The following is a 24,436-nucleotide window of genomic DNA, read 5'->3' on the forward strand; positions in this document are numbered from 1 at the left end:
AGTTAGCAGATGTTGAATTTAGCTTGACAACTGCAAAATTATTTAGCTGATTAGACAGCTATTGGCAAACGGTGGTGGTGCTTTGCGATGTAACTACATTGCTACCGTCAGCACTTTCTGAACGGTAAACCTTGCTTTCAGTGCGGCAGTCTTGATCGCCTAGTTGATATTCATCAACATAATCATCGGCATATTCATCATAATCTTCATAGTCTTCGTAATCTTCGTATTCATAGTCATCCGTATTGATGCCTGAATCGTTAGAATCACTCCTGAATCGATCGCGGCGACGACGTAGGCGATCGGCTTGGCTTGGCTCTGGCGCACTCTCAATATAGATTTCGCCATCATCATCAATAATTGTGGTAGTGCCATCCACACTAATATTCACATCATCAGCCTTGGCGATCGCATTAGGCAGGATTATGATTGTACATAGGGCAATTAAAGCCATACCCGCCCAGCGGAAATGGTGTTGCTTTGGCATTTTGAATACCTCACTTAAGTCAAATTTAGAGGTTGATTGATTCTCGATCATGGAGGAAGCTACCCTAGAAGCCTTACGCTCTAAGGCAGCATCTCTGAGCTAAGCCCACAAAGTCACTATCTGACTAAGCTGGACTAAGCTGGGGCTTATTTTTTCTTGTCATGGCCATACTTACGGCCGCGACCAGGATTGCGGCGATCGCTACGGTTCTGGACATTGGTCTGGGTAGCATTTTGTTCAACATAGTTGTCGTTACCATAGATATCAACTCCCTGGTTGACTTCCTGGTAATTGTCCTGGTTCGGGGCATTTTTATCATACTTGTCCCGCTTGCCAGGTTTACCAGGCTTGTTGCCACGGCGGTTGGTGCGATCGTTCTGAACATTGATTTGCTCGGTCTCCTGGAAAACCGTGTTCCCATTCCCGTCAATGGTAGTGGTCTGATTAATAATCTGGGTATTAATCTTGTCCGCACGAGCAGGCAAGGCAGTTGCGCCAACAGTACCAAAAGTTAGCAATGAAACCAAGGCAACTAAATAGGTTCTTTTCACGATATTTACTCCATCTATAGTCTTCAGTACAAATTGATAAATTGTGCTGAGCAGTATTTATTCACACATGTGGCAAAATTTCAGTGAGCGATCCTAAATTAAAAGCTCGCCGCTTTGTTGCCGTGATTCAGTTGTAATAAATCTGAGTAGAATGCTTGAATGCGTCCCCAGTTCAGTAAACTCAACCAAGATGCTGCGATCGTTTGAGTAGATCGCGTTTTGCTTGGCAAATTCCTTTACCTATCAATTTATTCAAGCTATTTCATAGCTGTTGATTATTTGTATGCAGCACACATACAATTACCTGATGTTTGCCTGAGTTAGATTTGATTATTTGGCATTCAACAGAGAATATGTTTGAGAATGAATGCGAAATAATTATCAGGCAAAAATACTTACGACATATCCTCTATGGGTGCATTGACGGTACGGTTTTTACGAATGTTCCCGATCGGCTCAAAAAATTTTTTATTGGCTCATCAATTGCCAGGTAAGAATTTCAGCGATTTTAGGGCTGATCAGGCAAAAAGTTTCTTGAAAAAGTTTTTGAAAATACGATTTAGCAATTAATTTCTTCGCTGGCGATCGCTGCCACTAATCTAAGCTGGCCACATCCCTTTGTCGCTTGGCCTCATAGAGAATTAGCGCCGCCGAAACCGCTAAATTGAGTGATTCCACCCCATTTTCAAGTGGGATACTCACCGCCAAATCGGCAACCTGGGCTAACTCCGCCGACAGGCCATTGCCCTCGTTGCCTAGCAAAATCAAACAGGGTTGGCTAAAATCCGCTTGCCAATAGGTCAGCTCAGCATCAGCATTGGTGGCAATCACCTTAATGCCCTGTTTTTTGTAGGTTTCTATAGTCTGGACTAGATCACCTTGCGATCGCAAATTAGCCCGAAACCATTGTCCCGCCGAGGCTCTGATTACCTTGGGGCTGGTTAAATCAACACTATCCTGACTGACCCAGATTTCATCAATGCCAGCGGCTACGGCAGTGCGGATAATTGCGCCCAGGTTACCGGGGTCTTGAATGGTTTCTAGCACCAAGCCGATCGAGTTGATTCCTGAATCTCTGGCTGAATCAGGCAGGGGCAAGGTGGCAATCACACCGTCGGGGTTCATGGTGGTGGCGATCGCTTTGATCACAGCCTCGCTAACCGGTTCAAGCTGCTCTGCTCGCTCTAAGACCTCACCATAGAGAACTGGGTTTTTTTGTTGCCAAACCTCGGTATAGCAAACAGTAGCACAGGGGAAATTAGTGGCGATCGCCTCGCTGAGGGCATGGGTGCCTTCGATCAAAAACAAACCCTGCTCGCGTCGGGCTTTGGTACTTTTCCCCAGTTGCCGCAGGGCTTTTACCAAAGGATTGCGAGTGCTGGTAATCATTTAGTTTGCTTGGGTTAATGCGGAACCCGGGACTTGAACCCGGAAGGTTTTATCCACATGATTCTGAGTCATGCGCGTCTACCAATTCCGCCAGTTCCGCTTATTTATCTATTTTATTTGTTCGCTCTGCTGCCTAGCCTGAATCAGTAATCGATCGCGGTTAATTAAACTTATCCGCATACCAATTAACTTCAAGCATCGCAGTTTTATATTCTTTCCTAGCTGGGGGTATATGTCAAGATGCATAGTCGCTTTTTGCTCAGGGATTTTTGCTAATGCATCTTCAAGAGCCTGCTTTTGGATCAATACTCTAGTGCATCAATACCCAATACCTAGAAGATCTAGAAGATATAGCTCCACATAGATCAAGCAGTCGGATTACTACTTGCCCAATATCTCGATTGAACTAGCACTAGTAGTTTGTCAGATTTGGATTGATGAGCAGGCAAGCATTTCAAAATACATTTACTCACTATAACTACTTAGGGCGGTTCTGGAGTCATTGGCGATCGAGAAGTTGCAGCACAGCCGCTTACCCTGAAAAATAGCGCGATCGCTTCAACCCGAATATTTATTGATGAATAATTGTTTTAGCTGCTTTAGCTTTTTGTTTCTGGCGATAGGCACTGATGCCGAAGATACTACCTAGGGCAATTAAACCCAATCCAGACTCAAACTCAAAGGGAACCGCTGTCACCGTAGGATTTAGTGAATCATCGATGCGACGAAATCCAAAAATCGGCGGAGAGCTAAGTTCAATAATGCCTGCCGAAATGTTAACTGTCCCACCGGCATCAGTTAAGCCACTCCCCCCAAAAGTCAGTTGCAAAAAGAAGCCACTAACAGGACTGGTGGTAAGAATATTCTCATCGCCTGACTGAAAGCCTGTATAGGTGATTGAGGCGCCAGGATAGCTATTGCCATTCTGAAATGGAGCGACAGAGCCTGCAGTGGAGGTGATATTGATGTTTGAGTAGGTACCGTCTGGGCCTGCAGATGCAACGTAGTCAAACGTTCCTGAAATGGTACCGCCGCCATCCACAGCATCATAGGCAGCGTTATTTATTGTCCAGGTCAATGCCTCAGCAGCAGATGGATTGAAGCCGCCGATCGCCAGGGTGATCACAGCAGTAGCGGTACTAAATCTAAGCATTTTATTGTTACTCCACAAAAAAATCCGCCAGATAGAATCTTCTATCAAATTCCCAGCTTACTGGAACGAAGCTAGAGCCGTAAATTGGGCATATCGCCTATATCTTTTTGAGTATGCGGCGGATGGGGCTGAGGCAAAATCAGGTAAAGACTTTTTAACTTATGTTGAACTTATGTTGCGATCGCGTTGTTAATTAAATGTAAAACGTAGCGATCGCCTGAATTGATCGTAAAGAAATCAAAGCATAGTGTGGGTTTTGGGCTAGGCTGCGATCGAATCGCTTTGCTTTTAGTAGTTGACTGAGTAGTTGGATTAAGAAACCCGATCGGTAAAGGTATATTTTCTCAACTACTGGGTATAATGAATCTACACTATCTACATAGGATTACCGATATATGACTTTACGTTTAGGTGATACCGTTCCTGATTTTACGCAGGACTCTACCGAAGGCCCAATTCATCTATATGAATGGATGGGCGATAGCTGGGTTGTATTATTCTCCCACCCCGCTGATTTCACGCCAGTTTGCACCACTGAACTAGGTACAGTGGCAAAGCTAAAAGATGAATTTGCTAAGCGCAATGTTAAACCGATCGCCCTGAGTGTTGATGATGTTGAATCACACAAAGGCTGGGCTGGTGATATTGAAGAAACCCAAGGCGCAGCGGTAAATTACCCAATTCTGGCCGATGGCGATCGTAAGGTTTCTGATCTTTATGACATGATCCATCCCAACGCCAGTAATACCCTTACGGTTAGAACTGTTTTTGTGATTGACCCCAACAAGAAACTACGTCTGAACCTGACCTATCCGGCTAGTGCGGGACGTAACTTTGATGAAATCCTGCGCGTAATTGACTCCTTGCAGCTTACCGATTACCACAAGGTAGCTACGCCGGCCAACTGGAAAGATGGCGATGATTGTGTAGTTGTGCCTTCGATTAAGGAAGAAGCCGAACTAAAAGCGAATTTCCCCAAAGGCTACACAGTTATCAAGCCATACTTGCGGATGACTCCTCAGCCCAATAAATAGGGGTTCGAGTTGGCAGGACTTGCCTAGCTGCAAATTCTAGCTGCAAATTAAATTAATTAAGGGCAATTGCTCTAGATTGTGCCTAAATTGCAACTCAAATAGTAACAAATAGTAAATTAATAACTATAACCAGTCGGGAGGTAGGGCTTACTTACCTCTCGATTTGGTGATTGGGTAGATGGCAGTTTTTGATTAGCTGGATTGTAAAGATTTTTTGAGAGCTTTTGGCCTGGCCTAACAAGGATTAGAACGCATTGATGAGATTGGCTGAAACTTTTGCTAGCTCAGGATCTAGACGCACATACCAATTTACGCAGTCACAATGATTGCGGTTGGCACTTAACTATGCAAGCCAACACCAGCAAGCTTTGGATTTAGCACGATCGCATTTCCCCCTCACTGCCTGCCTAATTACAAGCCCTGCCCCATCACATCAGAATGAATCGGAATAGGAGGGACAGCAAAACTAACTAAAATGCGATCGCGCCAGAAATAACTACAAGAACAATTTATTTAATTATTTAATTTGGTGGTTGGGTGAAACAATAAGAAGCTTTACCAGTCCTCTTCTTCGGTGCCGTTTTTCTCCCACACTTCTAGGTCTAAATCTTCTAAATAAACCATCGCACTGCGGATTTGGGGCATGGTTCCCTTTAGTTCCAAACTAAACCAGCCATCATCGCGGGCATCTTCACCCAGCAACGCTGCCGTAATATTTACAATCAAGCCATGCTCAGATACCAACTTGGAAATAATTGGTTCTTGGTGTTGGCTGTGGGGGACTCTAATTGTAATGTTGGTGTGGGTGACTCGATCGTCACCAGCGATCGCCGCATTGCCAGAACTGGAGAAAGGATAATCAGAAGTTTGCATAATCATCTTACGCCTCTAATATCATATTGATGTAATTTTAAGAAAAGATATTTCTATTGTGTGCACCTTCCACCTTAACCAAAGGCGATCGTTATAGGAGTGATCCAGATAACCATTAATTGTGATTTTGAGGGAAGTTTTGTTAAGCAGCCGTTAGGTTTTTCTGCTTTCCATAACATTTGCATTTCTCAATCCAACTAGGGCAGCCGTTAGTAATTATTAGTGGCTTTGTTGCATGAATCGAAGAAAGGGACAATACTCCTGCCAAGATTCTCCAATTTAGTCTTCAACCAGGTAAGAATCAGGCTTGCATAGCATCATTATACGATTAAGAGCCACGCACTGTAAAAACAGCTCCACCGCTTGATTATCAAAATTTCGTGAGCGTAACTTACCGCCAAAAATAGTCTTCAATCTAAACATAGTAGTCTCTGCCAGTGAGCGCCGATGATAGCCAGTCTCTCGTTTCCACTTGGCACGACCAACCTTACGGATGCGCCGTAAATTTTGGTCACGCGGATGCGGTGGTGCTTTACAATTGCCATGTTGCCAAATTTTGGCATTTTTGCGTGGTGGAATTACTGACTGGGCTTGTCTAGCAGCAATTTCATCATAACAGTCACGATGGTCATACGCACCATCCCCAGATACTTGCTTAATTTCATCCTCAATCTGATTAAGCAGTTCAGGTAGAATTTGGCCATCATGATATTGGTTGCTGGTAACCACTGCCGCAAGAATCTCACCGCTTGACTCATCTACGCCCAGATGAATTTTACGCCAGGTGCGACGCTTACCTATGCCATGCTGACGCGTTTTCCACTCTCCCTCTCCGTAAACTTTCACGCCGGTGCTATCAACCACCACATGTCTCGCTGCCTGAGTCTTTTGATGGGGTAACTCGATCGCTAATTTGCCCATCCGTCTTGAAACTGTGCTGTGGTCTGGCACCGGTAAGTCTATGTTCATCAGGGTAAATAATGATTCGACCAAACCGGTGACTTGTCTGCCTGCCAATCCATATATGCTCTTGAGCATCGCAATCGTCGCAATCGCTTGGTCACTGTATCTGTTTGATGGCCTCTGTTGCCGGATCGCTCTGGCTCTAGCCACATCTCTATTGCCTCCTTGCTAATCCAGAAAATTAGACTTCCTCTCTGTTTGAGGCTTTTGTTATACTCTTGCCAGTTGCGGACGCGGTATTGTGGGGGTTTTTTCATGGTAGTTAAAACGTACCATAACCTACCGCTCCGTTTCTTTTATGCAACAACGCCAACTAGCATTAATATTTTTCTTGATTTCCTAATTGCTTGATTGCTTGGGACTTACTTGGTCGCATAGGTCGCATAGATTGATCGTTAAAAGTCTGTTTCAGGATTGGAACTCTTGCAGGAGTTTGATCTTGCAGCAAGGCAAGCCTGATTTTAGCCCTCCTCGATCGCAATTTTGCGAAAGAGAACCAAGGCGCTTTCTACTTAACTTTTTGCTTTTTACTTTGCAAATTTTCCACCGATTGGTCATGCCAGGATATGCCAGGTTATAAATAACGGTGGGTAATCTCAAACCATATACTAATTAACTTACCTATTAACTTACCTACAAAGTTAGTTGCCCAATTCATGCTGGTTTGGTTAGGCTAGATTGAATTAAATGATTTAGTTTTAAAATAGTTTGAATTTAGCGATCGCCCTAGTTTGCATGACCAGGTCGATCATGTTTTAAATAGATGCTGTTTTGAATAAGTGCCTCAAATCAGCCTTTAAAGAAATATAAATCCAGCAAGATAAGTAATTAAATATTTTAAGTATTAAAAGATGGTTAAACCCCATAGAATCTGGTCATTGATTGTAGTTCTTTTGCTAACCATAGCAACCCAATTTTTGCACGTGGATAGTGCCAGTGCTTCGATCACAGACTGGTTAGAAGAGCAACGCTTCATCACCAGCGTGTGGAAGATAGTCAATCGCTCCTATGTGGACGATACATTTAACCATCAGGATTGGTATAAGGTGCGCAAGCAATATGCTGGGCGCAAGTTTAATAGTCGGGATGAGACCTACGATGCGATCCAGGAAATGCTAGAAAGTCTGGGCGATCCGTTTACCCGATTGCTGCGACCCAAGCAATATAAAAGCATTATGACCAGTACCTCTGGCGCTCTGACTGGTGTGGGTTTACAAATTGCGGTCGATCCAGAAACCAGGGATTTGGTAGTGGTTGCACCGATCGAAGGTTCACCAGCCGATCGCGCGGGCTTGCTTTCCCACGATCGGATTATGAAGGTGAATGATTTACCCCTCGATGGTTTGTCGCTGGATGAATGTGCCAACCTGTTGCGTGGTGAAATTGGCACCGAGGTGAAGCTGTCGGTGGCGCGATCGGTGCTCCCCAGTACCGAGGCTACATTGGCCGTTGATGCCCCCGAAATCCCAGAATCGGCCTTTGAGCTGAAGTCAAAGTCAACTAATAAACAAAAATTAAATCAGGCTAAGAATTCCTCTGCTACAAATAAGCAATCAAATCAAGCAGAGCAGGAAAAAAACTTTGATGTGACGATCGTGCGGGAGCGAATTGAAGTCAATCCCGTGATTGCCAAGCTCAACCGTGAACAAGGCCACAAGGTCGGTTATGTACGTTTGAATCAGTTTAATGGTAATGCGGCAGCGGAAATGAAGTCAGCGATCGCTAATTTGGAGAAAAAAGGAGCCGATCGCTATGTACTGGATTTGCGCGGTAATCCTGGTGGCTTGCTCACTGCGGGGGTGGAAATTGCGCGGCAATGGCTATCGAAAGGGGCAATTGTTTACACCGCCGATCGCAATGGCATTCAAGAATCATTTACCGCTAAGGGTAAAGCACTCACTGAAGATCCAATGGTGGTACTGATCAATGGTGGTACAGCTAGCGCCAGTGAAATCCTAGCCGGGGCGTTGCATGACAATGGTCGCGCTACCCTGGTTGGCACCCACACCTTTGGCAAGGCACTGATTCAATCGCTGGTAAATTTGGGGGATGGCTCTGGGATCGCACTCACGATCGCCAAGTATGAAACCCCGAACCACACTGATATCAACAAGGTGGGCATCGATCCGGATGTGGAGTTTCCGTTGAATGTACCAATCACCCGCGACCAATTGGGCACCAAGGATGATCCTCAGTATGTGGCAGCATTGGAAGTCCTTAAGCAGCAGGAACAACAACAACTAGCTGATGCAGCGTAACCTGTAGCAGTTTAAGCAGTAATCCCCAATCAAGAATAATTAATGAGGCAAAAATTCAAAATTTCCTGGCTACCTCTAATTCTAGGAGGGTGGCTGACAATCTGTTGTGGTTTGCCAAACATAGCGATCGCGGCGGAAACATCAGCCTCAGAAGCATCGGAGGCGATCGCCCAATTTCAACCGCCAACCGCGCCTACCCAAACCCTGATTTTTGCCACCGAGCCAGCCTTCCCACCCTTTGAGTTTAAGGCTGCCAATGGCGATCTGGTGGGGTTTGACATCGACCTGGTTAATGCCGTTGCCACCGCTGCCAACTTTCAGGTGGAGTTCCAGAGCTTGCCCTTTGATGGTCTTATTCCGGCACTGCAAGCCAAAACCATTGATGCGGCCGTTAGCGCGATCACCATCACTGCCGATCGACTGCAATCGGTTTCTTTCTCGCGTCCCTATTTCAAGGCTGGCCTAGCGATCGCCACCAGGTCAGAGAATACCGATATTGCCAGCCTGAGTGATCTTGAAGGTAAAAAGATCGCAGTGCAAATTGGTACTACCGGTGCATATACCGCAGCAGCAATTACCAATGCCGAGGTCAGAACGTTTGATTCTGCGCCCCTGGCTTTGCAAGAATTGGCCAATCGCAATGTGGATGCGGTGATCAATGATGCGCCAGTTACCCTATATGCAATCAAAAACAACGGTTTGCAGGGAATTAAGGTGGTCGATCAGCTCTTGACGGAGGAGTTCTATGGCCTGGCGATCGCCAAAAACTCCGATTATCTGGAATTAATTAATCAGGGCTTAGCAACAATTTTTGCCAATGGCACCTATGACCAGATTTATCGTGACTGGTTTGATGGCCAGCCAGCGGAGTTGCCAGAAGTAGTGCCGATCGCTGCCACTGAATCTGAGCATAGCTTGCCCTTTGGGCGATCGCTAACCGTAATAGTTACTGCCCTGCCGCAATTGATCAAAGGCACCTGGATTACTTTAAAACTAACGGTTGTCGCGCTGTTGGGGGGGATGGTGCTGGGTTCGCTGTTGGGGATCGCGCGATTGTCCAGGCTGGGTTTGACTCGCGGCGTTGCCAGGATTTATATCGATCTGTTTCGTGGTACGCCATTGTTGGTGCAGCTTTTCATGATTTATTTTGGCTTGCCTGCTCTGGCGCAAGAGATCGGTCTTGAATTTAATCTGTCGCGTTTGGCCGCCGGGATCATTGCCCTCAGCCTCAATAGTGCCGCCTATATTGCTGAAATTGTGCGAGCAGGGATTCAATCGATCGACAAGGGACAATCGGAAGCAGCGCGATCGTTGGGCTTGAGTTCGCCGCGCACGATGCAGTTGATTATTTTCCCGCAGGCGATCCAGCGGATGTTGCCACCCCTGGGCAATGAATTTATTACCTTGCTCAAGGATACTAGTTTGGTTGCGGTAATTGGCTTGGAAGAGCTATTCAGGGAAGGGCAATTAATTGTGGCGCAAAATTATCGATCGTTTGAGATTTATGCCGCCGTGGGTGTGATCTACTTAATCCTGACGGTGATCGCCTCTCAGGGGTTTAGTTGGCTAGAAATACTCATCAATCCCACTCGTAAATTCAGCAGACGCAAACCCAACCCAACAAATCTAGAACTTAATTAATTATTAATCTAAAATCTAATCCTTTACTTAGCTGCCTTGAGTCGATTACTAATCGTGCGCAACACACCATTGATAAACCGATAACCATCTTCACCGCTATAGCGCTTGGCCAATTCGATCGCCTCATTGATCGCAATTTGGGTTGGTGTTTCCAAATACATTAGTTCTGCCACCGCAATCCGCAAAATTTTCTGGTCAATCTTGGGTAAACGGTTTAGTTGCCATCCTTCCAGGGCAGCAGCGATCGTTTCGTCAATCTTAGCGCGGTTGGCATTGACCGTTGTCAAAATTTCGATCGCATATTCTTTGACCTCTGGTTGGCGGGCGAACTGCACCATCAAAGGAAATTCCAGCGCTTGTCCGACTCGATTGATCGCCGTTCCGGTCAGGTCGATCGCGGCCTTCAGCATCACCTGTGAGGTATTTATGTCAGCGGTACGAATTTTGCTATTAACTAATTGGTCTTCACTCTCAACCAGCTTGTCATTGCCCCGCTGCACCTCTGCGCCAGCCGTCAACAGCATTTCTCTAACTTCATCCACCAGCGATCGCACCGTGGCGATCAACATATCATCAACGGTCTTGTTTTGGAGTTTTTCGGGCTGAGTGGGTAATTGCCCCATACTCAATAGGGCCAACTCTCTGGAAACGTGGCGGGCTTGCATAGCTCTTCAAGGTAATGGAAAATTAGACGGATGTTTATTATGCAACCTTTTAATCCTAACCACAATTATCTATGACTACATATACCGCCAAACTTCATCACCAAGGGCAAACCTACACCATCTCTGTACCTGAAGATCAAACCGTGCTGGATGCTGCCTATGAGCAGGGTTTAGAGCTACCTTGCTCTTGCTATACTGGCGTTTGTACCACCTGCGCGGCGCAATTAGTCTCAGGTCAGGTTGATCAAAGTCAGGGCATGGGTACTGGTGGCATGGGTGAAGAACTCGATGCGAAGGGTTACGTTTTGTTGTGCGTATCGCAGCCACTATCCGATCTAGAAATTGTGACCGAGAAGGAAGATGAGGTATATACAATCCGGTTTGGTGGCAGCAGTGCCTAAATATTGGCAAAGTTGGCAGCAAATTTAAGTGGCTATAGAAGTAAGGATTTTCAGCAAATGACGCTTGAGTCAGTCTCGGTTCTATGGCCAAAAAACAAAATCATTACAGGTGCAGGACTACCTGAATCTATAAGCAATTTTTTTGCTCGCTATGGTGCAGAGCTGATTCAGCGATTGGGTGAGCATTTTGTACTAGTCGGGGTGGCCTGTGGTTTGGCGATCGCCATTGGCATTCCCCTGGGCGTGATCATTACCAGGAAAGCCAGCTTGCGTCAACCAGTGCTGTTTTTTGTAAACACCATGCAAACAATCCCCAGTTTGGCTTTGTTTGGGTTTCTGTTGCCGATTCCATTGATTGGCGGGATTGGTGCGCGTACGGCGATCGTGACCCTGTTTCTCTATGCCTTGCTGCCGATTGTACGCAATACCTATGTGGGCATCACCACGGTTGACCCAGCGATCCGCGAGGCGGGTAGAGCCATGGGCATGAGCGATTGGCAACTAATCGCCTGGGTAGAATTGCCGTTGGCATTAAGCGTGATTGTGGCGGGAGTGCGGGTGGCGGTGGTGATCTGCGTAGGCACAGCGGCGATCGCGGCGGCAATTGGCGCTGGTGGTTTGGGTGAGTTTATTTTTCGGGGACTATCCACCGTGAACAATATCCAGATTTTGTTGGGGGCAGTCCCGGCGGCGCTGATGGCTTTGTCGCTGGATTTTGGTTTGGGTTGGTTGCAAAATAAGCTCGATCGATCGCCAGCAAACTAACAAAGTCGCCGTGATTCAATTGCTAGTTGTAGATCAGGTTAGAGTTCCCATCTGGAGATTCAGTAAGAGCATAATCATGGCGATCGGTTTCTGCTTTGCCTTCCGCCTGGGTTTTGCCCATAAACCAACCGCGATCGCGCAATTCCAGACGCATTTTGCGATATTGCAATGGCAAGGCATCCGATTGCACATGTAGCTCAGCGCCAAGATCAAAGGGGATTTGTTGGGGGCGCTGCGACTCAACCACCGGGCGATCCTGCTCAAAAATATTAATTACCCGCTTGCGGGAATCCCGATCGGCCCAACCGCCCTTAAAAAAGCTGCGGAAAGAGACCCATTTGCTCACCGTGGTCTGAGCATCGATCGGCACATGGGAGGTGTAGATCGCCAACATGCCAAAGGAAAGATGTACTTCCAGCACCGTAATATTCGGCAGAATGAAGGCAGTGCGAGTTTTGACCCGATCGGCTTTTTTATTGTTGCCCAGCAAGAATCGCCAGATCCCACCAGGTGGAGTTGGCTCCAGCATCACGGTTGTGCCCGCACCATCGGGTTGAATTTCTAGCTCATATTCTGCCACTTCCGGCGCATCGGGATTGCCAAACGCCCCCGCATGGACAAACGGCGCATGGGCAATATCCAGACCATTTTCAACGATTCGCTCATAGTTAGCCGACCAATTAAAATCACCACTGATTGCCTTTAAATCTGGATTATAAAAATGCGGCAATTCGGGGATCGGTGGCCTTTCGTCGATCGGCAGGTCGCCCCAGAACAACCAGATCCAGCCGTATTTTTCCACCACATCATAGGTAGATACTTTTGCCCGATTGGGAATCGACATACCTGCCGGGTTAGCAGGGATATCCACACATTTGCCACTAGAATCAAATTTCCAACCGTGGTAGGGACAGGTGAGGCAATTATCATTTACAGTGCCATTGGCTAAGGCTGCACCCCGATGTACACAGCGATTATCCATCGCCAATACTTTTCCAGCAGCAGTACGATAAACTGCAAATTCCTGATTAAAGGCCTTCACCAGGCAAGGAGTTTCGCTGATCCGATCGCTAAATTCAACTGCGTACCAGAAATTTTTAAACATGGATAATCTTGATGGAGGAGTGGAATGAACTGGAAATCGATTTAAGGCGCTGGCGATGGTTGGCGGCAGCCGTTAAGATCAAGGCTTAGGCAAGATCGACTGCCATCGATCGCTATTTGGTTATTAAGAATGCATAGTCATTAGCTAATACTTTTCAAAGCAAGGTCTTGTGTGAGGCTGATTAAACCAGTAATATTTGCACTTCAGCGATCGCAATTTTGTGATTAGATATCGCTTTAAGTCGCTCTGGGAAACCTTTAAGCCAAAATGACTAAACCTGCATTTTTAACTAAACTTGGCTTAAACTTGATTTGGCAACATTTAAATTGATGGCCACGGCAATAATTAAAGATTGTTTTTATGATGATTATTATCAGTCAAACTATTAGTTTGCTCTCCCTACCGCAGGTATGGAAACTGGCGATCGTTGATCTGCTCCCAAAGTTAGGTTTTGCCACAATCTGATCTATTCACTAATAGCTTCAGTAATCTTCCCTGTTTTGAAAACTAGTTAAAACCGATCGCCAATTGCCAATTAATTCTCGTAATTCTCGAACACCTAATCCGTCATGAGCCCAAGCCCAGAGCAACCAAATCATGCAAATCTAGAGTTAGCCACCGCCTGTTTGGTAACGGGCAATCAACTTTTTGGTCAGGATCAAGTTGATGCGGCAATCGCTAAATATCAAGAAGCCATTCTGCTCAATCAAAATTATTTTCAGGCTCACTTCAATCTCGGCATCGCCCTACGTCAAAAAGGCGATCTAGATGCAGCCCAGGCCGCCTATCAAAAAGCCCTGGCGATCGAGCCAGACAGTGCCAAAGCCCACTACAGCCTGGGGAATGTGTTGATGGATGCAAAGCAGTTGGCGGCTGCGATCGAGTCCTATCAACGGGCGATCGAACTAGACCCAGATCTCGACTCGGCGCATTTTATGCTTGGCTATGCCGATCAAGCCTCCGGCCAACTTGAACAAGCCATATTTCACTATCAAAAGGCGATCGATGCAAATCCCCAACGGGGCGATGCTTACTATAATTTGGGCTTAGCCTATGGCAGCCGCAAGCAAACGAACCTGGCGATCGCTAATCTAGAGCAAGCAGTCCAGCTTTTACCCAATGACCTCAAAATAAGAATTTCCCTGGCCAAGGAATATAAAAAAGCTGGCAATTTCCAGGCCGCCCAACCCCACTATGAACAGGCGATCGCAATTGATCCTGATCATGCAGAGACCCAGTTCCAACTTGGTTATGTTTATCACCAAACTAACCAGCTAGATGCAGCGATCCGGCAATATCAACGCGCGATCGCCCTTGACCCCAATTACGAGCTAACCTATAGCAATCTGGGGGCAATTTTGCGCCGCCAGGGTGACCTTGAGGCAGCGATCGCTATGTATGAGCAAGCGCTTGAGGTTAATCCGCGCAACACCTCTGCCCTCTATAACCTTGGTAATGCATTCCTGGCCAAGCACCAGATTGAAGATGCGATTGCCTGTTATCGCCAGGTAGTCGAAATCAAACCCGATGCGATCCATGCCCATCAGGATTTAGCCAATCTTTTATTTAAAACTGACATTGTGGCAGCCAGAACCGCAGCGGAAGACTACCATCGCGGCTGTGCCCACATTGATCCGATCGCCACCTTGGCAAATTTAATCAGCACGAATATTAAGTCGGATTATTATGATGTCGCGCTTAAATATTTCCTGGAAGTAGAAGCGCATGTCTATGCTAACTTGAGCCAATTAAATCCAGAACAACTCAAAACCCTCTATCGTGGTTTGCTGTTCTTTGTGCCGTTCCTGCGCGATGACGCGATCGTGAATGCTAAGTTTTTTACCACCATAGCGACAGCCTACCGGGAAAAAGTAGTTAAACCGCAGGTGGAAGCTGCCATAGGGCAATTGGCCGCAAATGGGATTCAACCTCCCCGTTACGAGTTAGAACAAACTCACAGCAATCAAAGTGAGCAGAGCCGTAATAAACCCAACCAAGAACCTCTACGGATTGGCTTCTTGTCGGATAACTTCAAGCGCCATTCGGTGGGTTGGTGTAGCGCTGATTTCATTACTAAACTGCGGGATTTTACCCCAGAACTATATTTTTATGCCGCTGATATATTTACAGACGACGATCAGACCCAGAAATTCCGCCAGGTAGCCAAGGGGTTTTATAAGTTCACGGGCGAAAAAGCCGAAGATCGCTTAGCGCCTATGCTTAAACAAATGTGGCAAGACAATCTGGATGTGTTGATCGAACTGGATTCAACCATGTCGCCGTTGCCCGCCTATATTCTCTATGCCAGCCCTGCCAAGGTTTGTATGTCCTGGCCAGGGTTTGAAGCACCGTTTATTAGCGCCAAGCATTATTTCATTTGCGATCGCTATACCCAACCAGCCGATCGGGATCAGTATTATTTAGAAAAACTATTTCGGGTGCCCCATTCCCACATGGCGATCGCCGGGTTTAAAAGTTTAACGATCGATCGGGCGGCTGAGCGTCAAAAGCTGGGCATCACCGATCAGCAAGTAGTTTATCTCTATGCTGCGCCAGCCCAAAAGTCCAACCCCGCTAGCATTGCTGCCCAGGCTCAGATCCTAGCCCAGGTTCCTAACAGCATAATTTTGCGCAAAGGTGCTCAAGATCTCGATACCGCCAAGGCGCTCTATGCGGAATATTGCGATCCCTTGGCAGTTAGCAGCGATCGGATCATTTTTCTACCTCGCACTAACACCGAAGAAGAACACCGAATCATTTATCAGATCGCCGATGTTGGCCTGGATTCCTATCCCTATAATGGTGGCACCCATAACCTGGAATCACTCTGGTTTAACTTGCCCGTAGTGACGCTGGTGGGTGATCAATCGTTTGCCAGGATGGGTTATTCATTTGTGGCTACGATCGGCTTGAGCGATAAGAAAGCAGGCATTGCCCAAAATTGGCATGAATATATTGCCGAGGCGGTGCGATTAGGGGGCGATCGGGACTTGAGAAATTCGCTCAAGGCGCAGTTAGCCAAGTCTAAACAGCCGGAATCTTTATCACCACTATGGAACCCCGCCAAATTCGCCCATGATCTCTATAATCAGCTGGCGCAGATGGTGCAAAAAAATCCGATCGAAAGATCAAGTAAATCAGAAAATCTCACTAATCCAGTCACTGTCAAAGCTGTAAAAGTTGCAAAATCCACCAGTGAATCATTTAAGCAACTTGCCCAGGAAACCGCAAAAATCCTCAGCCAGCTAGAACAGAATCCGGTTAATCCTAATTTAATTGGTCAACTGAGATCCTTGCGCCGCCGGATTGCGGAACAATGGTTAATCTTACCAACCAACCAGCTAGCTAATGCCTATCGTGGCGATCTTGGTAAAGCCCATGCCCAACTACTGCACAGTGAGTTGCGACTGCGAGCATTGACAGTAGAGGATGAGCAAATCCTGCAAGATCTTTATCAGCGCATTAATACGGGAATTGATCCAGGTATTGATCCAAATATTAATAATCCCAAAAATAATCACGCTCCAACTGCAGCAACCTCGCCACCAAGCCAAGTTACTGATAGTTTGCGTGGTTTGATTGCCCTGACCTTGTTTAAATATCCCCATCAATTGGCGATCGCGGTCGATCACTTATTTGCCCTGTTGATGGCTGCACCGCACTGGTTATTTGGTGGGTTGCTGCAATTTTGTTTGGAAGCACCAGTGATGTTTATGGAGGTGGGCGAAGGCGATCGCTATTGCCAATTTGTCAGCCATCTGGTTAGTTTTCTCAAGCAGCAAATCAGCAAATATCTCCAGCCTCGACATAATCTTGACCATATTGAAGATGTTGATAATCCAGAACGGCAATTCTGGCAGAATGTATCCCGTCAATTTGTGTTGAATTCTTATTTTGTGCCCGCCTACTTCAACCAGCAGAATTTACGCCAGCTCTATCAAGACCGCGCCGCGATCGCCAGAACCTCTTTGCAGGCCAATGGTTATCAATTGGATTGGCAGTTTGCCCCCAGACCCAGCGATCGCCAAAAAATCAGATTGGGCGTACTCAAACAAAACTACAACCCCTACACCGAGACCTATTCAACCCTGCCACTGTTTGAGCATCTTGACCGCGATCGGTTTGAAATTTTCCTCTATGCCACTACACCCAGTGATCATCCCTTTGCCAAATACTGCCAGGGGCTGGGCGATCGTTTTATTCCACTCCCCACGAATCCCAAACAACAAGCGGAATTAATCCGCCAACATGATCTAGACATCATGGCGATCGGCACGAATATCACCGCAGCGATCGAACCAATTACAGTCCTGGCCTTGCATCGATTGGCACGAGTGCAACTCACTAACTTTTGCTCGCCCGTGACTACGGGTAGCCCGAATATGGACTATTACATCTCAGGGCAATTATGTGAGCCTGTTACTGATTTAGATAGTGTTGCTAATTCGGAGAATTTTAACACTTCAGAGGATATTGACACTTCAGAGCATTTTGATGATTCAGGAGATTCAGGGGATTCAGGAGATTCAAAGGATTCAGATCGATCGCCCGCAGTGCTTGATGCCCATACCAATCAGCACAAGCAGCACAACCAAAATAACCAGAACAACCAACAATCACCAGAATTATTGAGCCAGCCAGCGATCGATCATTCAACCACCTTACCGATCACAACATCCCCCCATTATCAGGAAAAACTAATTACCCTAACCGGAGTAGGCTATTGCTTTAATTACCAGCCGATCGCCCCGACTCCAGGTAGGCTCAGGCCAGGACGAGCAAGTTGGGGGGCAAATCCGGAAGCGATCGTATTTATTTCGGGAGCCAACTTCTATAAAATTTTGCCAGAACTACGCCATGCCTGGGCTAAAGTTCTCGCGGCAGTGCCCAATTCAATTCTGGTGTTATATCCCTTTGGCGGCAATTGGCGACGTAAATACCCGATTCAAACCTTTGTCAGTCATTTGCTGGAGGTGTTGGCCTGGTATGGGGTTAAGCCAGAGCGACTAGTGACCCTGCGTAATATTCCCACCCGCGCTGATGTAAAAGTCTGTCTACAGCAGGCAGATATTTATCTGGATTCGTTTCCCTATGGTGGTGCAAATTCCACGATCGATCCGCTGGAAGTGGGCTTACCGACGGTGGCGATGGATGGTGAATGTCTCCGCAATCAGCAAGGGGCGGCTTTATTGCGGCAATTGGGGCTAGATGGCTTAATCGTTAATAATGAAGCTGAATATATCGATCGGGCGGTGCAACTGGCCACGGATGTCAACTTGCGCCATAATTTTAGCCAGAAAATCCGGCAAGCAATGCAGCCAACACCGCTGTTTTTGGATAGCAAAGCCTATGCCGGACAACTAGAGCCAATTTTTGAACAAATGATTACGCAATGGCAACTTAAACAGGAACAGAAGCAAGATCACGATCGCCAGGATCAACACCTTGATTCACTGAATGATCCACTGGAGCCGCAAAAAAAAAAGTAGTTACATCACAAACAAATGTAACCAATCAATTTAATTACCCCGATCACTCCAATCGATCGCAGCCAATCGATCCCCCTCCCCAGATCCATAGTCTCAACCCAACTCAAACCCGATTCGAATCGCTTCAATCGCCTGCTGAACTATTACAACAAGCGCGATTCCATTGGCGGCAGGGAGAATTAGACCAAGCGATCGCAGTCTGCCAAACAATTATTAATGCCCACACAGCTAACCGATCTGAATCAGGAGCAATTGGCGCAGAGCCGGAGCAAGGGATCGACCTGGCCGCGGTCTATTTCCTGATCGGCAATGCCTACAAACAGCAGGACAATCTCCCCCAGGCAGCCAGTAGCTACACCCAAGCGATCGCCCAGCAACCAGATCATGTCTACGCCAGGTTTAATCTGGGGATTGCGCAACATCAACAAAACAAAACCGAGGCAGCGATCGCCAACTTCCAAGCCGCCGCCCAGCTATTGCCAGACAATGCCAAAATCCAATTTAAGCTGGGCAAAACCCTGCTAGAAAATGAGCAATGGCGATCGGCAATTAGTAGCTTTGAGCAAGTAATTGAGATTGATCCTGATTTTTGGGAGGCGCATTATAATCTGGGTATTTGTTGGCGTAAGTTAGAGCAATATGATCGCGCGATCGCTTGCTATGAAAGGGTTAAACCACTCCAGCCCGATCTCGCTGATCTGTATTACAGCTTGGGCAATGTGTTGCTGGATGCGAACCAAATTGACGAGGCGATCGCCACTTTGCAGCATTGCCGCCGACTCCAACCAACCCATGCAGAAGCGCTTGGCAGTCTGGGGTATGGGTTCTATTTAAATGATCAATTAGATCTAGCCCTGGAACATTATCACCAGGCGATCGGATTAGACCCAAACTTGCACTTGGTAAGAACGAACCTGGGCGAGACCCTACTGGAGCTGAATCGGTTAGATCAATCGATCGCTGCCTTTGAAGCAGCCCTGGCGATCGCCCCCGATCAGGCCGAAACCCATGTTAAATATGCCAAAGCTCTACTAACTAATGGTGAGCTAGGGCGTGGTTTTACTGAGCATGAATGGCGTTGGCAAATGGCAAATTATCGTCTACCCAACTGGTCACAACCACTCTGGCAGGGGTTTGAGTTGTCTGAACATAATCGATCGATGCAATCGGTTCCAACAGAATTAACCAACAAAACTCTTTTAATCTGGGCAGAACCAGGCCAATTCTTTGGCGATACGATCCATTTTGGGCGCTATTTACCCCTACTAGCGACGCGATTGCCCCAAACCAGGATAGTTTTGCAATGTCATACTGCGCTGGTTAAATTACTAGAGACGATCGCCGGGCTCGAGGTAATAACCGCCGCTCAATTACCCCAGCTAGAATTTAACTATCACTTGCCTGCATTGAGTCTGCCTCATATTTTTCAAACTAAGATTAATGATATTCCCGATCGCGTTCCCTATCTGGAAGTACCCGCATCGGCGCGATCGCCACAACTAGCTCAAGTTTTTAATGCTAGTAAAACTAATAAATATAAAATTGGCATTGTTTGGGCCAGTGGCAAACGTTCCGGCACTTGGCTCAATCGCTTCTACCGCCATAAATCCTGCCCACTAGAGCTTTTCTTGCCGCTATTGCAACTGCCAGAAGTTGAACTATATAGCCTTCAGGTAGGGGAGGATGCTAAGCAATTAGAACCGCTAGGGCTTGAATTTATAGCAAATAGAGAGGGCGATCGCTCCGTAAACCTAATCACAAACCTCAGCCCATATATCCAGGATTTTGCCGATACCGCTACCCTGATTGAACAACTAGATCTAGTGATCGCCGTTGACACTGCCGTTGCCCACCTGGCAGGAGCAATGGGAAAACCGACCTGGGTATTGCTAGCGACTGATGCAGAATGGCGCTGGCTCCGCGATCGCATCGATTGTCCCTGGTATCCGACCATGCGCTTGTTCAGGCAAACCCATCTGGGCGATTGGCAGGGTGTTTTTGACGAGATACTAGCCGCCCTGGCGATCGAGCTAGGCATTTGAAATTTTGAAATCAAGTATTAATTAGCATGAAAAAACCCTACTTAAGTCAAGTAGGGCATTCAAACAGCCAATGATTTTAAAACTCTGAAAAACTTTAAATAATAATTCGATTTAAGTTAGTCCTGGAGCCGGATCGTTAGTTATTGAAGAAGCTACAATCTCAAATCAACTATCGATCCACCCCGAATCTAAACTTACTTTTGCAATTACCTGATTAAAGGCACTGCAACTACTCAACCGGCACACCTCTATACTTGAGGCCATGTGCTTTAGGTTGACGAGGCATACGCTTGGCAACATGTTGATGAATTTCTGCACCACGATATTTGCCGATCGTTTTACCTTCAGTAGTTTCTACTGATACGTTTTTGGGGTCATATTCAACGCCACGGTATGTAAGTCCCATAATCGCCTCCATTTATTAATCCTACGTTTGTTGGTTTAGAAATGTACAAGAATAAATAACTTAAAATTATTTGAAAATCATTTATTCTAGAGGCGCGTTCCTTCGGGTTGAGTCCCTACTTCCGTCTCCCAAAAACATCCAGTGCGCTTTAGCCTTCTGAATATTCTCTAGCTTTCCGCTTTCTCGGTTTTTACTAGCTTTTGGCTAGACCGTAATTAATGATGCTTGAGAGATGAACGATTTACTTTCTGTATCTATAGTTACATTTTTGCAAGTTCTTGTCAAGGATGTCTTATGCAATGCGCTAAATCGCCGATCGCTATTCAGGCAATGAAACCCTACCCAGACTTACCATAGGAGCAACATGAGTTTTTTGTATAAGCAAATCAGGGGGTGACCTATAACAAAAGTTAATCAAAGTATATCTTGGCTGGAAATATGTCAAAACTAAATCTGGGCTGCTTGAATTCGCGGCGAAAAATTAAGATCCTGGCGATCGGGGCACAATATTCCCAATAAACGCTTCAGTAAACGCTTCAGATTATCTATCTGCTTAGTGCTCGTGCTTTCTCAAACAAAGGTAGTGGGATTAGAGTCGCCAAAACGCAATCCTGCCAGTTAAAGCATCACAACTTGCAGATGTGCTACTAATAATTTGCATGGGGATTGAGTAATCTAATTAGATAATCGCTCAAATAACTCAAACAATAAATATCTGGATCAATATCAAGTAGATATTATGACGGTGCGCAATCGAATTTCTCAGCTTCAGCCACATTTCTCAATTAATGCCATTAATACGATCGCGGCGATCGGCTTAGGGCTTGCCTATGCGGGAGTAGGTCTATTTAGCCCAGCACCAGCTTCAGCCCAGCTAGCCGGTAATCTGACCGTAGAGATTGATAACCTGCGCGATCGGCAGGGACAAGTTTGTTTTAACCTGTTCAGAACTAGTGATGGTTTCCCTAGTGACAAGCAAAAGGCAGTCAAAACCGATTGTATTGAAATCGCCGACGAGCCCCTTGAGATCAAACTCACCAGCCTGCCCTATGGCAACTATGCGATCTCGCTCTATCACGATCGCAACGCTGATAACACTCTCAATCGTGCCGCCTTTGGTATGCCCTCGGAAGGCTATGGCTTTTCTAATAATCCCAGAGCCCTGACCGGCCCAGCTAACTTTGGCCAATCGATGTTTATTTTGGCTGGCCGCAATACCAACATTAAAGTCAAGCTAACTTATCTTTAAGTTCCTACCAACTTTAAACACAATAATAAATCACTGAAATTAGGTGAAGTTGAATATAAGCAGTATAAAAGCCGACACAAAAGTTGAATATAGATTTATAGCGATCGATGATAGCCATAGATTGGCTTAGAACATGCCTGTTTTTTTGCTGTAATTCCTGCTAAAACCTTAATTTACTGGGCAAATCCAAGCGGCTAAGCCTATATTGGAAATAGTAAAACTTCCTATGGGGTCAATAACGTGCGCGTACTACTCATTTATCCGGTATTTCCGCCGACCTACTGGTCCTACGACAAAATTTTAGAACTGGTCGATCGCAAGGTGTTATTGCCGCCCCTGGGCTTGATTACGGTTGCCGCGATTTTGCCCCAGGAATGGGAGTTTAAGCTGTGCGATCGGAATATCCGCGATGTGACCGAGGCGGAATGGGAGTGGGCAGAGCTGGTGATCTGTTCGGCCATGATCGTCCAGAAGCCAGATTTATTGGAGCAAATTCAAGAAGCAAAGCGGCGTGGTAAGACTGTTGCGGTGGGCGGCCCCTATGCCACATCTGTCCCCTCGGAAGTACGAGAGGCAGGCGCTGACTTTTTGGTATTAGATGAAGGCGAAATTACGCTGCCCATGTTTGTAGAAGCCCTGGAAAGAGGCGAAACTAGTGGCACCATTCGCACCGAGGAAAAGCCTGATGTCACAATTACACCAGTACCCCGCTATGACTTACTGGAACTAGATGCCTATGACTCGATGTCGGTGCAGTTCTCGCGCGGCTGTCCATTTCAATGCGAATTCTGCGACATTATTGTGCTCTATGGCCGCAAACCCCGCACCAAAACCCCGGCGCAGCTTCTTGAAGAACTAGACTGCCTCTATGAATTGGGCTGGCAACGCAGCGTATTTATGGTAGATGACAACTTCATCGGCAATAAGCGCAACGTTAAGTTATTGCTCAAGGAATTAAAAGTTTGGCAACAGGAACATCAATATCCATTTAGCTTTAATACCGAAGCGTCAGTCGATCTGGCTCAAGATCAAGAACTGATGGAATTGATGGTGCAGTCTAATTTTGATGCGGTCTTTCTGGGAATTGAAACGCCCGATGAAGAAAGCTTGAAACTAACCAAAAAGTTTCAAAATACCCGTGACTCGCTCGCCGATACGATCGATACTCTGATTCGAGCTGGCCTGCGGCCAATGGCTGGCTTTATTATTGGTTTTGATGGTGAAAAATCTGGTGCAGCGGATCGGATTATTCAGTTTGTGGAAAAGGCCACGATCCCAACAGCTATGTTTGGCATGTTGCAAGCCCTTCCCCATACTGGCCTGTGGCATCGCTTAGAAAAAGAAGGACGATTGCGGGTTGATACCAAACAAGACATTAATCAAAGTAGCTTGATCAACTTTGTGCCCACCCGCCCAGTGGAAGAAATTGCCCAGGAATATGTTGAGGCCTTTTGGACGCTTTATGATGCTGAGAACTTCTTGGATCGCACCTATCGCTGTTTCCTAAAGCTAGGCTCCCCGCAGCATAAGGCTCCATTTAAATTCCCTAGCCTGGTTGATTTGCGAGCCCTGTCGATCGTGGTGTGGCGGCAGGGCTTCAAGCGCAAAACCCGCTGGAAATTCTGGCATCACCTGTTTGGGATTATCAAAAATAACCCATCAGTATGGGAGCAATATTTAACTATTTGTGCCCATAACGAGCATTTTATGGTGTACCGCCAGATTGTGCGTGATGAAATCGAACAGCAATTGGCGGAGTTTAAGTCCAGGGAACTGCAAGAGGCGGAACCGATCGCCAGCTAAATTATTACTCTTGCCGATCGGTTCAGTGGCTCAATAGCTCATTTGTTTCGCGCCAATACTAACCGCGATCGATCGGGCACTTTTGCTTTCGATGCAAACTTGTTCAACCTTAAAATAGCTAATCCCAGATCATTCATCAAATAATTTGGGGTTAGGCATTTG

Annotated in this window: 18 protein-coding genes, 1 tRNA gene, 2 pseudogenes and 1 riboswitch; of the genes and pseudogenes, 11 read left to right on the forward strand and 10 right to left on the reverse strand. The window is 46.4% G+C overall.

Annotation, left to right across the window (positions count from 1 at the left end; translation table 11 throughout):
* Positions 1 to 58: 58 nt before the first annotated feature.
* Together PSE7367_RS15110 and PSE7367_RS15115 are read right to left on the reverse strand one after the other, a co-directional pair.
* Positions 59 to 487 (reverse strand): hypothetical protein, encoded by a 429-nt coding sequence (locus tag PSE7367_RS15110; RefSeq protein ID WP_015166222.1) that lies wholly within the window; start codon positions 485 to 487, stop codon positions 59 to 61.
* A 146-nt stretch (positions 488 to 633) separates the two neighbouring features.
* A complete protein-coding gene (locus PSE7367_RS15115; RefSeq protein ID WP_015166223.1) occupies positions 634 to 1,038 on the reverse strand; it encodes a hypothetical protein in 405 nt (134 codons plus the stop codon).
* Between the two features lie 353 nt (positions 1,039 to 1,391).
* Between PSE7367_RS15115 and PSE7367_RS22130 the strand changes: the two genes are divergently transcribed.
* Positions 1,392 to 1,532 (forward strand): hypothetical protein, encoded by a 141-nt coding sequence (locus PSE7367_RS22130; protein WP_156800414.1) that lies wholly within the window; start codon positions 1,392 to 1,394, stop codon positions 1,530 to 1,532.
* Between the two features lie 100 nt (positions 1,533 to 1,632).
* On the opposite strand, the gene PSE7367_RS15120 is transcribed toward PSE7367_RS22130, so the two are convergent.
* From PSE7367_RS15120 to PSE7367_RS15135, 3 genes are all read right to left on the reverse strand, one after another.
* Positions 1,633 to 2,427 (reverse strand): TrmH family RNA methyltransferase, encoded by a 795-nt coding sequence (locus PSE7367_RS15120; RefSeq protein ID WP_015166224.1) that lies wholly within the window; start codon positions 2,425 to 2,427, stop codon positions 1,633 to 1,635.
* A gap of 18 nt (positions 2,428 to 2,445) precedes the next feature.
* A tRNA-Leu gene (locus PSE7367_RS15125) sits at positions 2,446 to 2,527 on the reverse strand.
* 471 nt (positions 2,528 to 2,998) lie between these two features.
* Complete coding sequence (locus tag PSE7367_RS15135) at positions 2,999 to 3,580, reverse strand: PFE-CTERM domain-containing protein (RefSeq protein ID WP_015166225.1); 582 nt, start codon at positions 3,578 to 3,580, stop codon at positions 2,999 to 3,001.
* A 395-nt stretch (positions 3,581 to 3,975) separates the two neighbouring features.
* Between PSE7367_RS15135 and PSE7367_RS15140 the strand changes: the two genes are divergently transcribed.
* Complete coding sequence (locus PSE7367_RS15140; RefSeq protein ID WP_015166226.1) at positions 3,976 to 4,614, forward strand: peroxiredoxin; 639 nt, start codon at positions 3,976 to 3,978, stop codon at positions 4,612 to 4,614.
* A gap of 555 nt (positions 4,615 to 5,169) precedes the next feature.
* On the opposite strand, the gene PSE7367_RS15145 is transcribed toward PSE7367_RS15140, so the two are convergent.
* Both PSE7367_RS15145 and PSE7367_RS15150 read right to left on the reverse strand, forming a co-directional pair.
* A complete protein-coding gene (locus tag PSE7367_RS15145; RefSeq protein ID WP_015166227.1) occupies positions 5,170 to 5,493 on the reverse strand; it encodes an NIL domain-containing protein in 324 nt (107 codons plus the stop codon).
* Positions 5,494 to 5,766: 273 nt separating this feature from the next.
* Positions 5,767 to 6,707, reverse strand: a pseudogene (locus PSE7367_RS15150) (IS5 family transposase).
* A 594-nt stretch (positions 6,708 to 7,301) separates the two neighbouring features.
* Here PSE7367_RS15150 and PSE7367_RS15155 point away from each other — a divergent pair.
* A complete protein-coding gene (locus tag PSE7367_RS15155) occupies positions 7,302 to 8,708 on the forward strand; it encodes a S41 family peptidase (RefSeq protein ID WP_015166228.1) in 1,407 nt (468 codons plus the stop codon).
* Between the two features lie 42 nt (positions 8,709 to 8,750).
* Complete coding sequence (locus tag PSE7367_RS15160; RefSeq protein WP_015166229.1) at positions 8,751 to 10,349, forward strand: ABC transporter permease subunit; 1,599 nt, start codon at positions 8,751 to 8,753, stop codon at positions 10,347 to 10,349.
* A gap of 23 nt (positions 10,350 to 10,372) precedes the next feature.
* Here the strand turns inward: PSE7367_RS15160 and nusB are convergent, their stop codons facing one another.
* Positions 10,373 to 11,014, reverse strand: a complete 642-nt coding sequence (nusB, locus tag PSE7367_RS15165; protein WP_015166230.1) for a transcription antitermination factor NusB — start codon at positions 11,012 to 11,014, stop codon at positions 10,373 to 10,375.
* 71 nt (positions 11,015 to 11,085) lie between these two features.
* Here nusB and PSE7367_RS15170 point away from each other — a divergent pair, with 71 nt between their 5' ends.
* Both PSE7367_RS15170 and PSE7367_RS15175 read left to right on the forward strand, forming a co-directional pair.
* Complete coding sequence (locus tag PSE7367_RS15170) at positions 11,086 to 11,415, forward strand: 2Fe-2S iron-sulfur cluster-binding protein (RefSeq protein WP_015166231.1); 330 nt, start codon at positions 11,086 to 11,088, stop codon at positions 11,413 to 11,415.
* Positions 11,416 to 11,472: 57 nt separating this feature from the next.
* Entirely contained in the window at positions 11,473 to 12,180 is a 708-nt protein-coding gene (locus PSE7367_RS15175; protein ID WP_015166232.1) for an ABC transporter permease, read from the forward strand.
* A 22-nt stretch (positions 12,181 to 12,202) separates the two neighbouring features.
* On the opposite strand, the gene PSE7367_RS15180 is transcribed toward PSE7367_RS15175, so the two are convergent.
* Positions 12,203 to 13,285 (reverse strand): aromatic ring-hydroxylating dioxygenase subunit alpha, encoded by a 1,083-nt coding sequence (locus PSE7367_RS15180; RefSeq protein ID WP_015166233.1) that lies wholly within the window; start codon positions 13,283 to 13,285, stop codon positions 12,203 to 12,205.
* A 569-nt stretch (positions 13,286 to 13,854) separates the two neighbouring features.
* On the opposite strand from PSE7367_RS15180, the gene PSE7367_RS20615 reads away from it, so the two are divergent.
* The 3 genes and pseudogenes from PSE7367_RS20615 (at position 13,855) to PSE7367_RS15195 (ending at position 20,816) form a co-directional block, all read left to right on the forward strand.
* A complete protein-coding gene (locus tag PSE7367_RS20615; RefSeq protein WP_015166234.1) occupies positions 13,855 to 18,774 on the forward strand; it encodes a tetratricopeptide repeat protein in 4,920 nt (1,639 codons plus the stop codon).
* Positions 18,775 to 19,076: 302 nt separating this feature from the next.
* A pseudogene (locus PSE7367_RS23175) lies at positions 19,077 to 19,250 on the forward strand (tetratricopeptide repeat protein); the annotation flags it as partial.
* Entirely contained in the window at positions 19,251 to 20,816 is a 1,566-nt protein-coding gene (locus tag PSE7367_RS15195) for a tetratricopeptide repeat protein (protein ID WP_051037999.1), read from the forward strand. It begins immediately after the preceding pseudogene.
* Positions 20,817 to 21,045: 229 nt separating this feature from the next.
* Here PSE7367_RS15195 and PSE7367_RS15200 read toward each other — a convergent pair whose 3' ends face one another.
* Positions 21,046 to 21,222, reverse strand: coding sequence for a DUF4278 domain-containing protein (locus PSE7367_RS15200; RefSeq protein ID WP_015166236.1), 177 nt, complete (start codon positions 21,220 to 21,222; stop codon positions 21,046 to 21,048).
* Positions 21,223 to 21,313: 91 nt separating this feature from the next.
* A riboswitch (Glutamine riboswitch) is annotated at positions 21,314 to 21,463 on the reverse strand.
* Positions 21,464 to 21,961: 498 nt separating this feature from the next.
* On the opposite strand from PSE7367_RS15200, the gene PSE7367_RS15205 reads away from it, so the two are divergent.
* The gene (locus PSE7367_RS15205; protein WP_015166237.1) at positions 21,962 to 22,471 is read left to right on the forward strand and encodes a DUF2141 domain-containing protein; all 510 of its coding nucleotides are present in this window, start codon (positions 21,962 to 21,964) and stop codon (positions 22,469 to 22,471) included.
* A 240-nt stretch (positions 22,472 to 22,711) separates the two neighbouring features.
* Positions 22,712 to 24,274, forward strand: a complete 1,563-nt coding sequence (locus tag PSE7367_RS15210) for a B12-binding domain-containing radical SAM protein (RefSeq protein ID WP_015166238.1) — start codon at positions 22,712 to 22,714, stop codon at positions 24,272 to 24,274.
* The last annotated feature ends 162 nt before the right edge of the window (positions 24,275 to 24,436 follow it).

It is taken from the genome of Pseudanabaena sp. PCC 7367 (genome assembly GCF_000317065.1).
Classification (GTDB): domain Bacteria; phylum Cyanobacteriota; class Cyanobacteriia; order Pseudanabaenales; family Pseudanabaenaceae; genus Thalassoporum; species Thalassoporum mexicanum.

Bases quoted from the DNA above. Each gene is read 5' to 3' on its own strand.
- PSE7367_RS15110 (WP_015166222.1), bottom strand. From the start codon at position 487: ATGCCAAAGCAACACCATTTCCGCTGGGCGGGTATGGCTTTAATTGCC.
- PSE7367_RS22130 (WP_156800414.1), top strand. From the start codon at position 1,392: ATGTTTGAGAATGAATGCGAAATAATTATCAGGCAAAAATACTTACGA.
- PSE7367_RS15120 (WP_015166224.1), bottom strand. From the start codon at position 2,427: ATGATTACCAGCACTCGCAATCCTTTGGTAAAAGCCCTGCGGCAACTG.
- PSE7367_RS15135 (WP_015166225.1), bottom strand. From the start codon at position 3,580: ATGCTTAGATTTAGTACCGCTACTGCTGTGATCACCCTGGCGATCGGC.
- PSE7367_RS15140 (WP_015166226.1), top strand. From the start codon at position 3,976: ATGACTTTACGTTTAGGTGATACCGTTCCTGATTTTACGCAGGACTCT.
- PSE7367_RS15145 (WP_015166227.1), bottom strand. From the start codon at position 5,493: ATGATTATGCAAACTTCTGATTATCCTTTCTCCAGTTCTGGCAATGCG.
- PSE7367_RS15155 (WP_015166228.1), top strand. From the start codon at position 7,302: ATGGTTAAACCCCATAGAATCTGGTCATTGATTGTAGTTCTTTTGCTA.
- PSE7367_RS15160 (WP_015166229.1), top strand. From the start codon at position 8,751: ATGAGGCAAAAATTCAAAATTTCCTGGCTACCTCTAATTCTAGGAGGG.
- nusB (WP_015166230.1), bottom strand. From the start codon at position 11,014: ATGCAAGCCCGCCACGTTTCCAGAGAGTTGGCCCTATTGAGTATGGGG.
- PSE7367_RS15170 (WP_015166231.1), top strand. From the start codon at position 11,086: ATGACTACATATACCGCCAAACTTCATCACCAAGGGCAAACCTACACC.
- PSE7367_RS15175 (WP_015166232.1), top strand. From the start codon at position 11,473: ATGACGCTTGAGTCAGTCTCGGTTCTATGGCCAAAAAACAAAATCATT.
- PSE7367_RS15180 (WP_015166233.1), bottom strand. From the start codon at position 13,285: ATGTTTAAAAATTTCTGGTACGCAGTTGAATTTAGCGATCGGATCAGC.
- PSE7367_RS20615 (WP_015166234.1), top strand. From the start codon at position 13,855: ATGAGCCCAAGCCCAGAGCAACCAAATCATGCAAATCTAGAGTTAGCC.
- PSE7367_RS15200 (WP_015166236.1), bottom strand. From the start codon at position 21,222: ATGGGACTTACATACCGTGGCGTTGAATATGACCCCAAAAACGTATCA.
- PSE7367_RS15205 (WP_015166237.1), top strand. From the start codon at position 21,962: ATGACGGTGCGCAATCGAATTTCTCAGCTTCAGCCACATTTCTCAATT.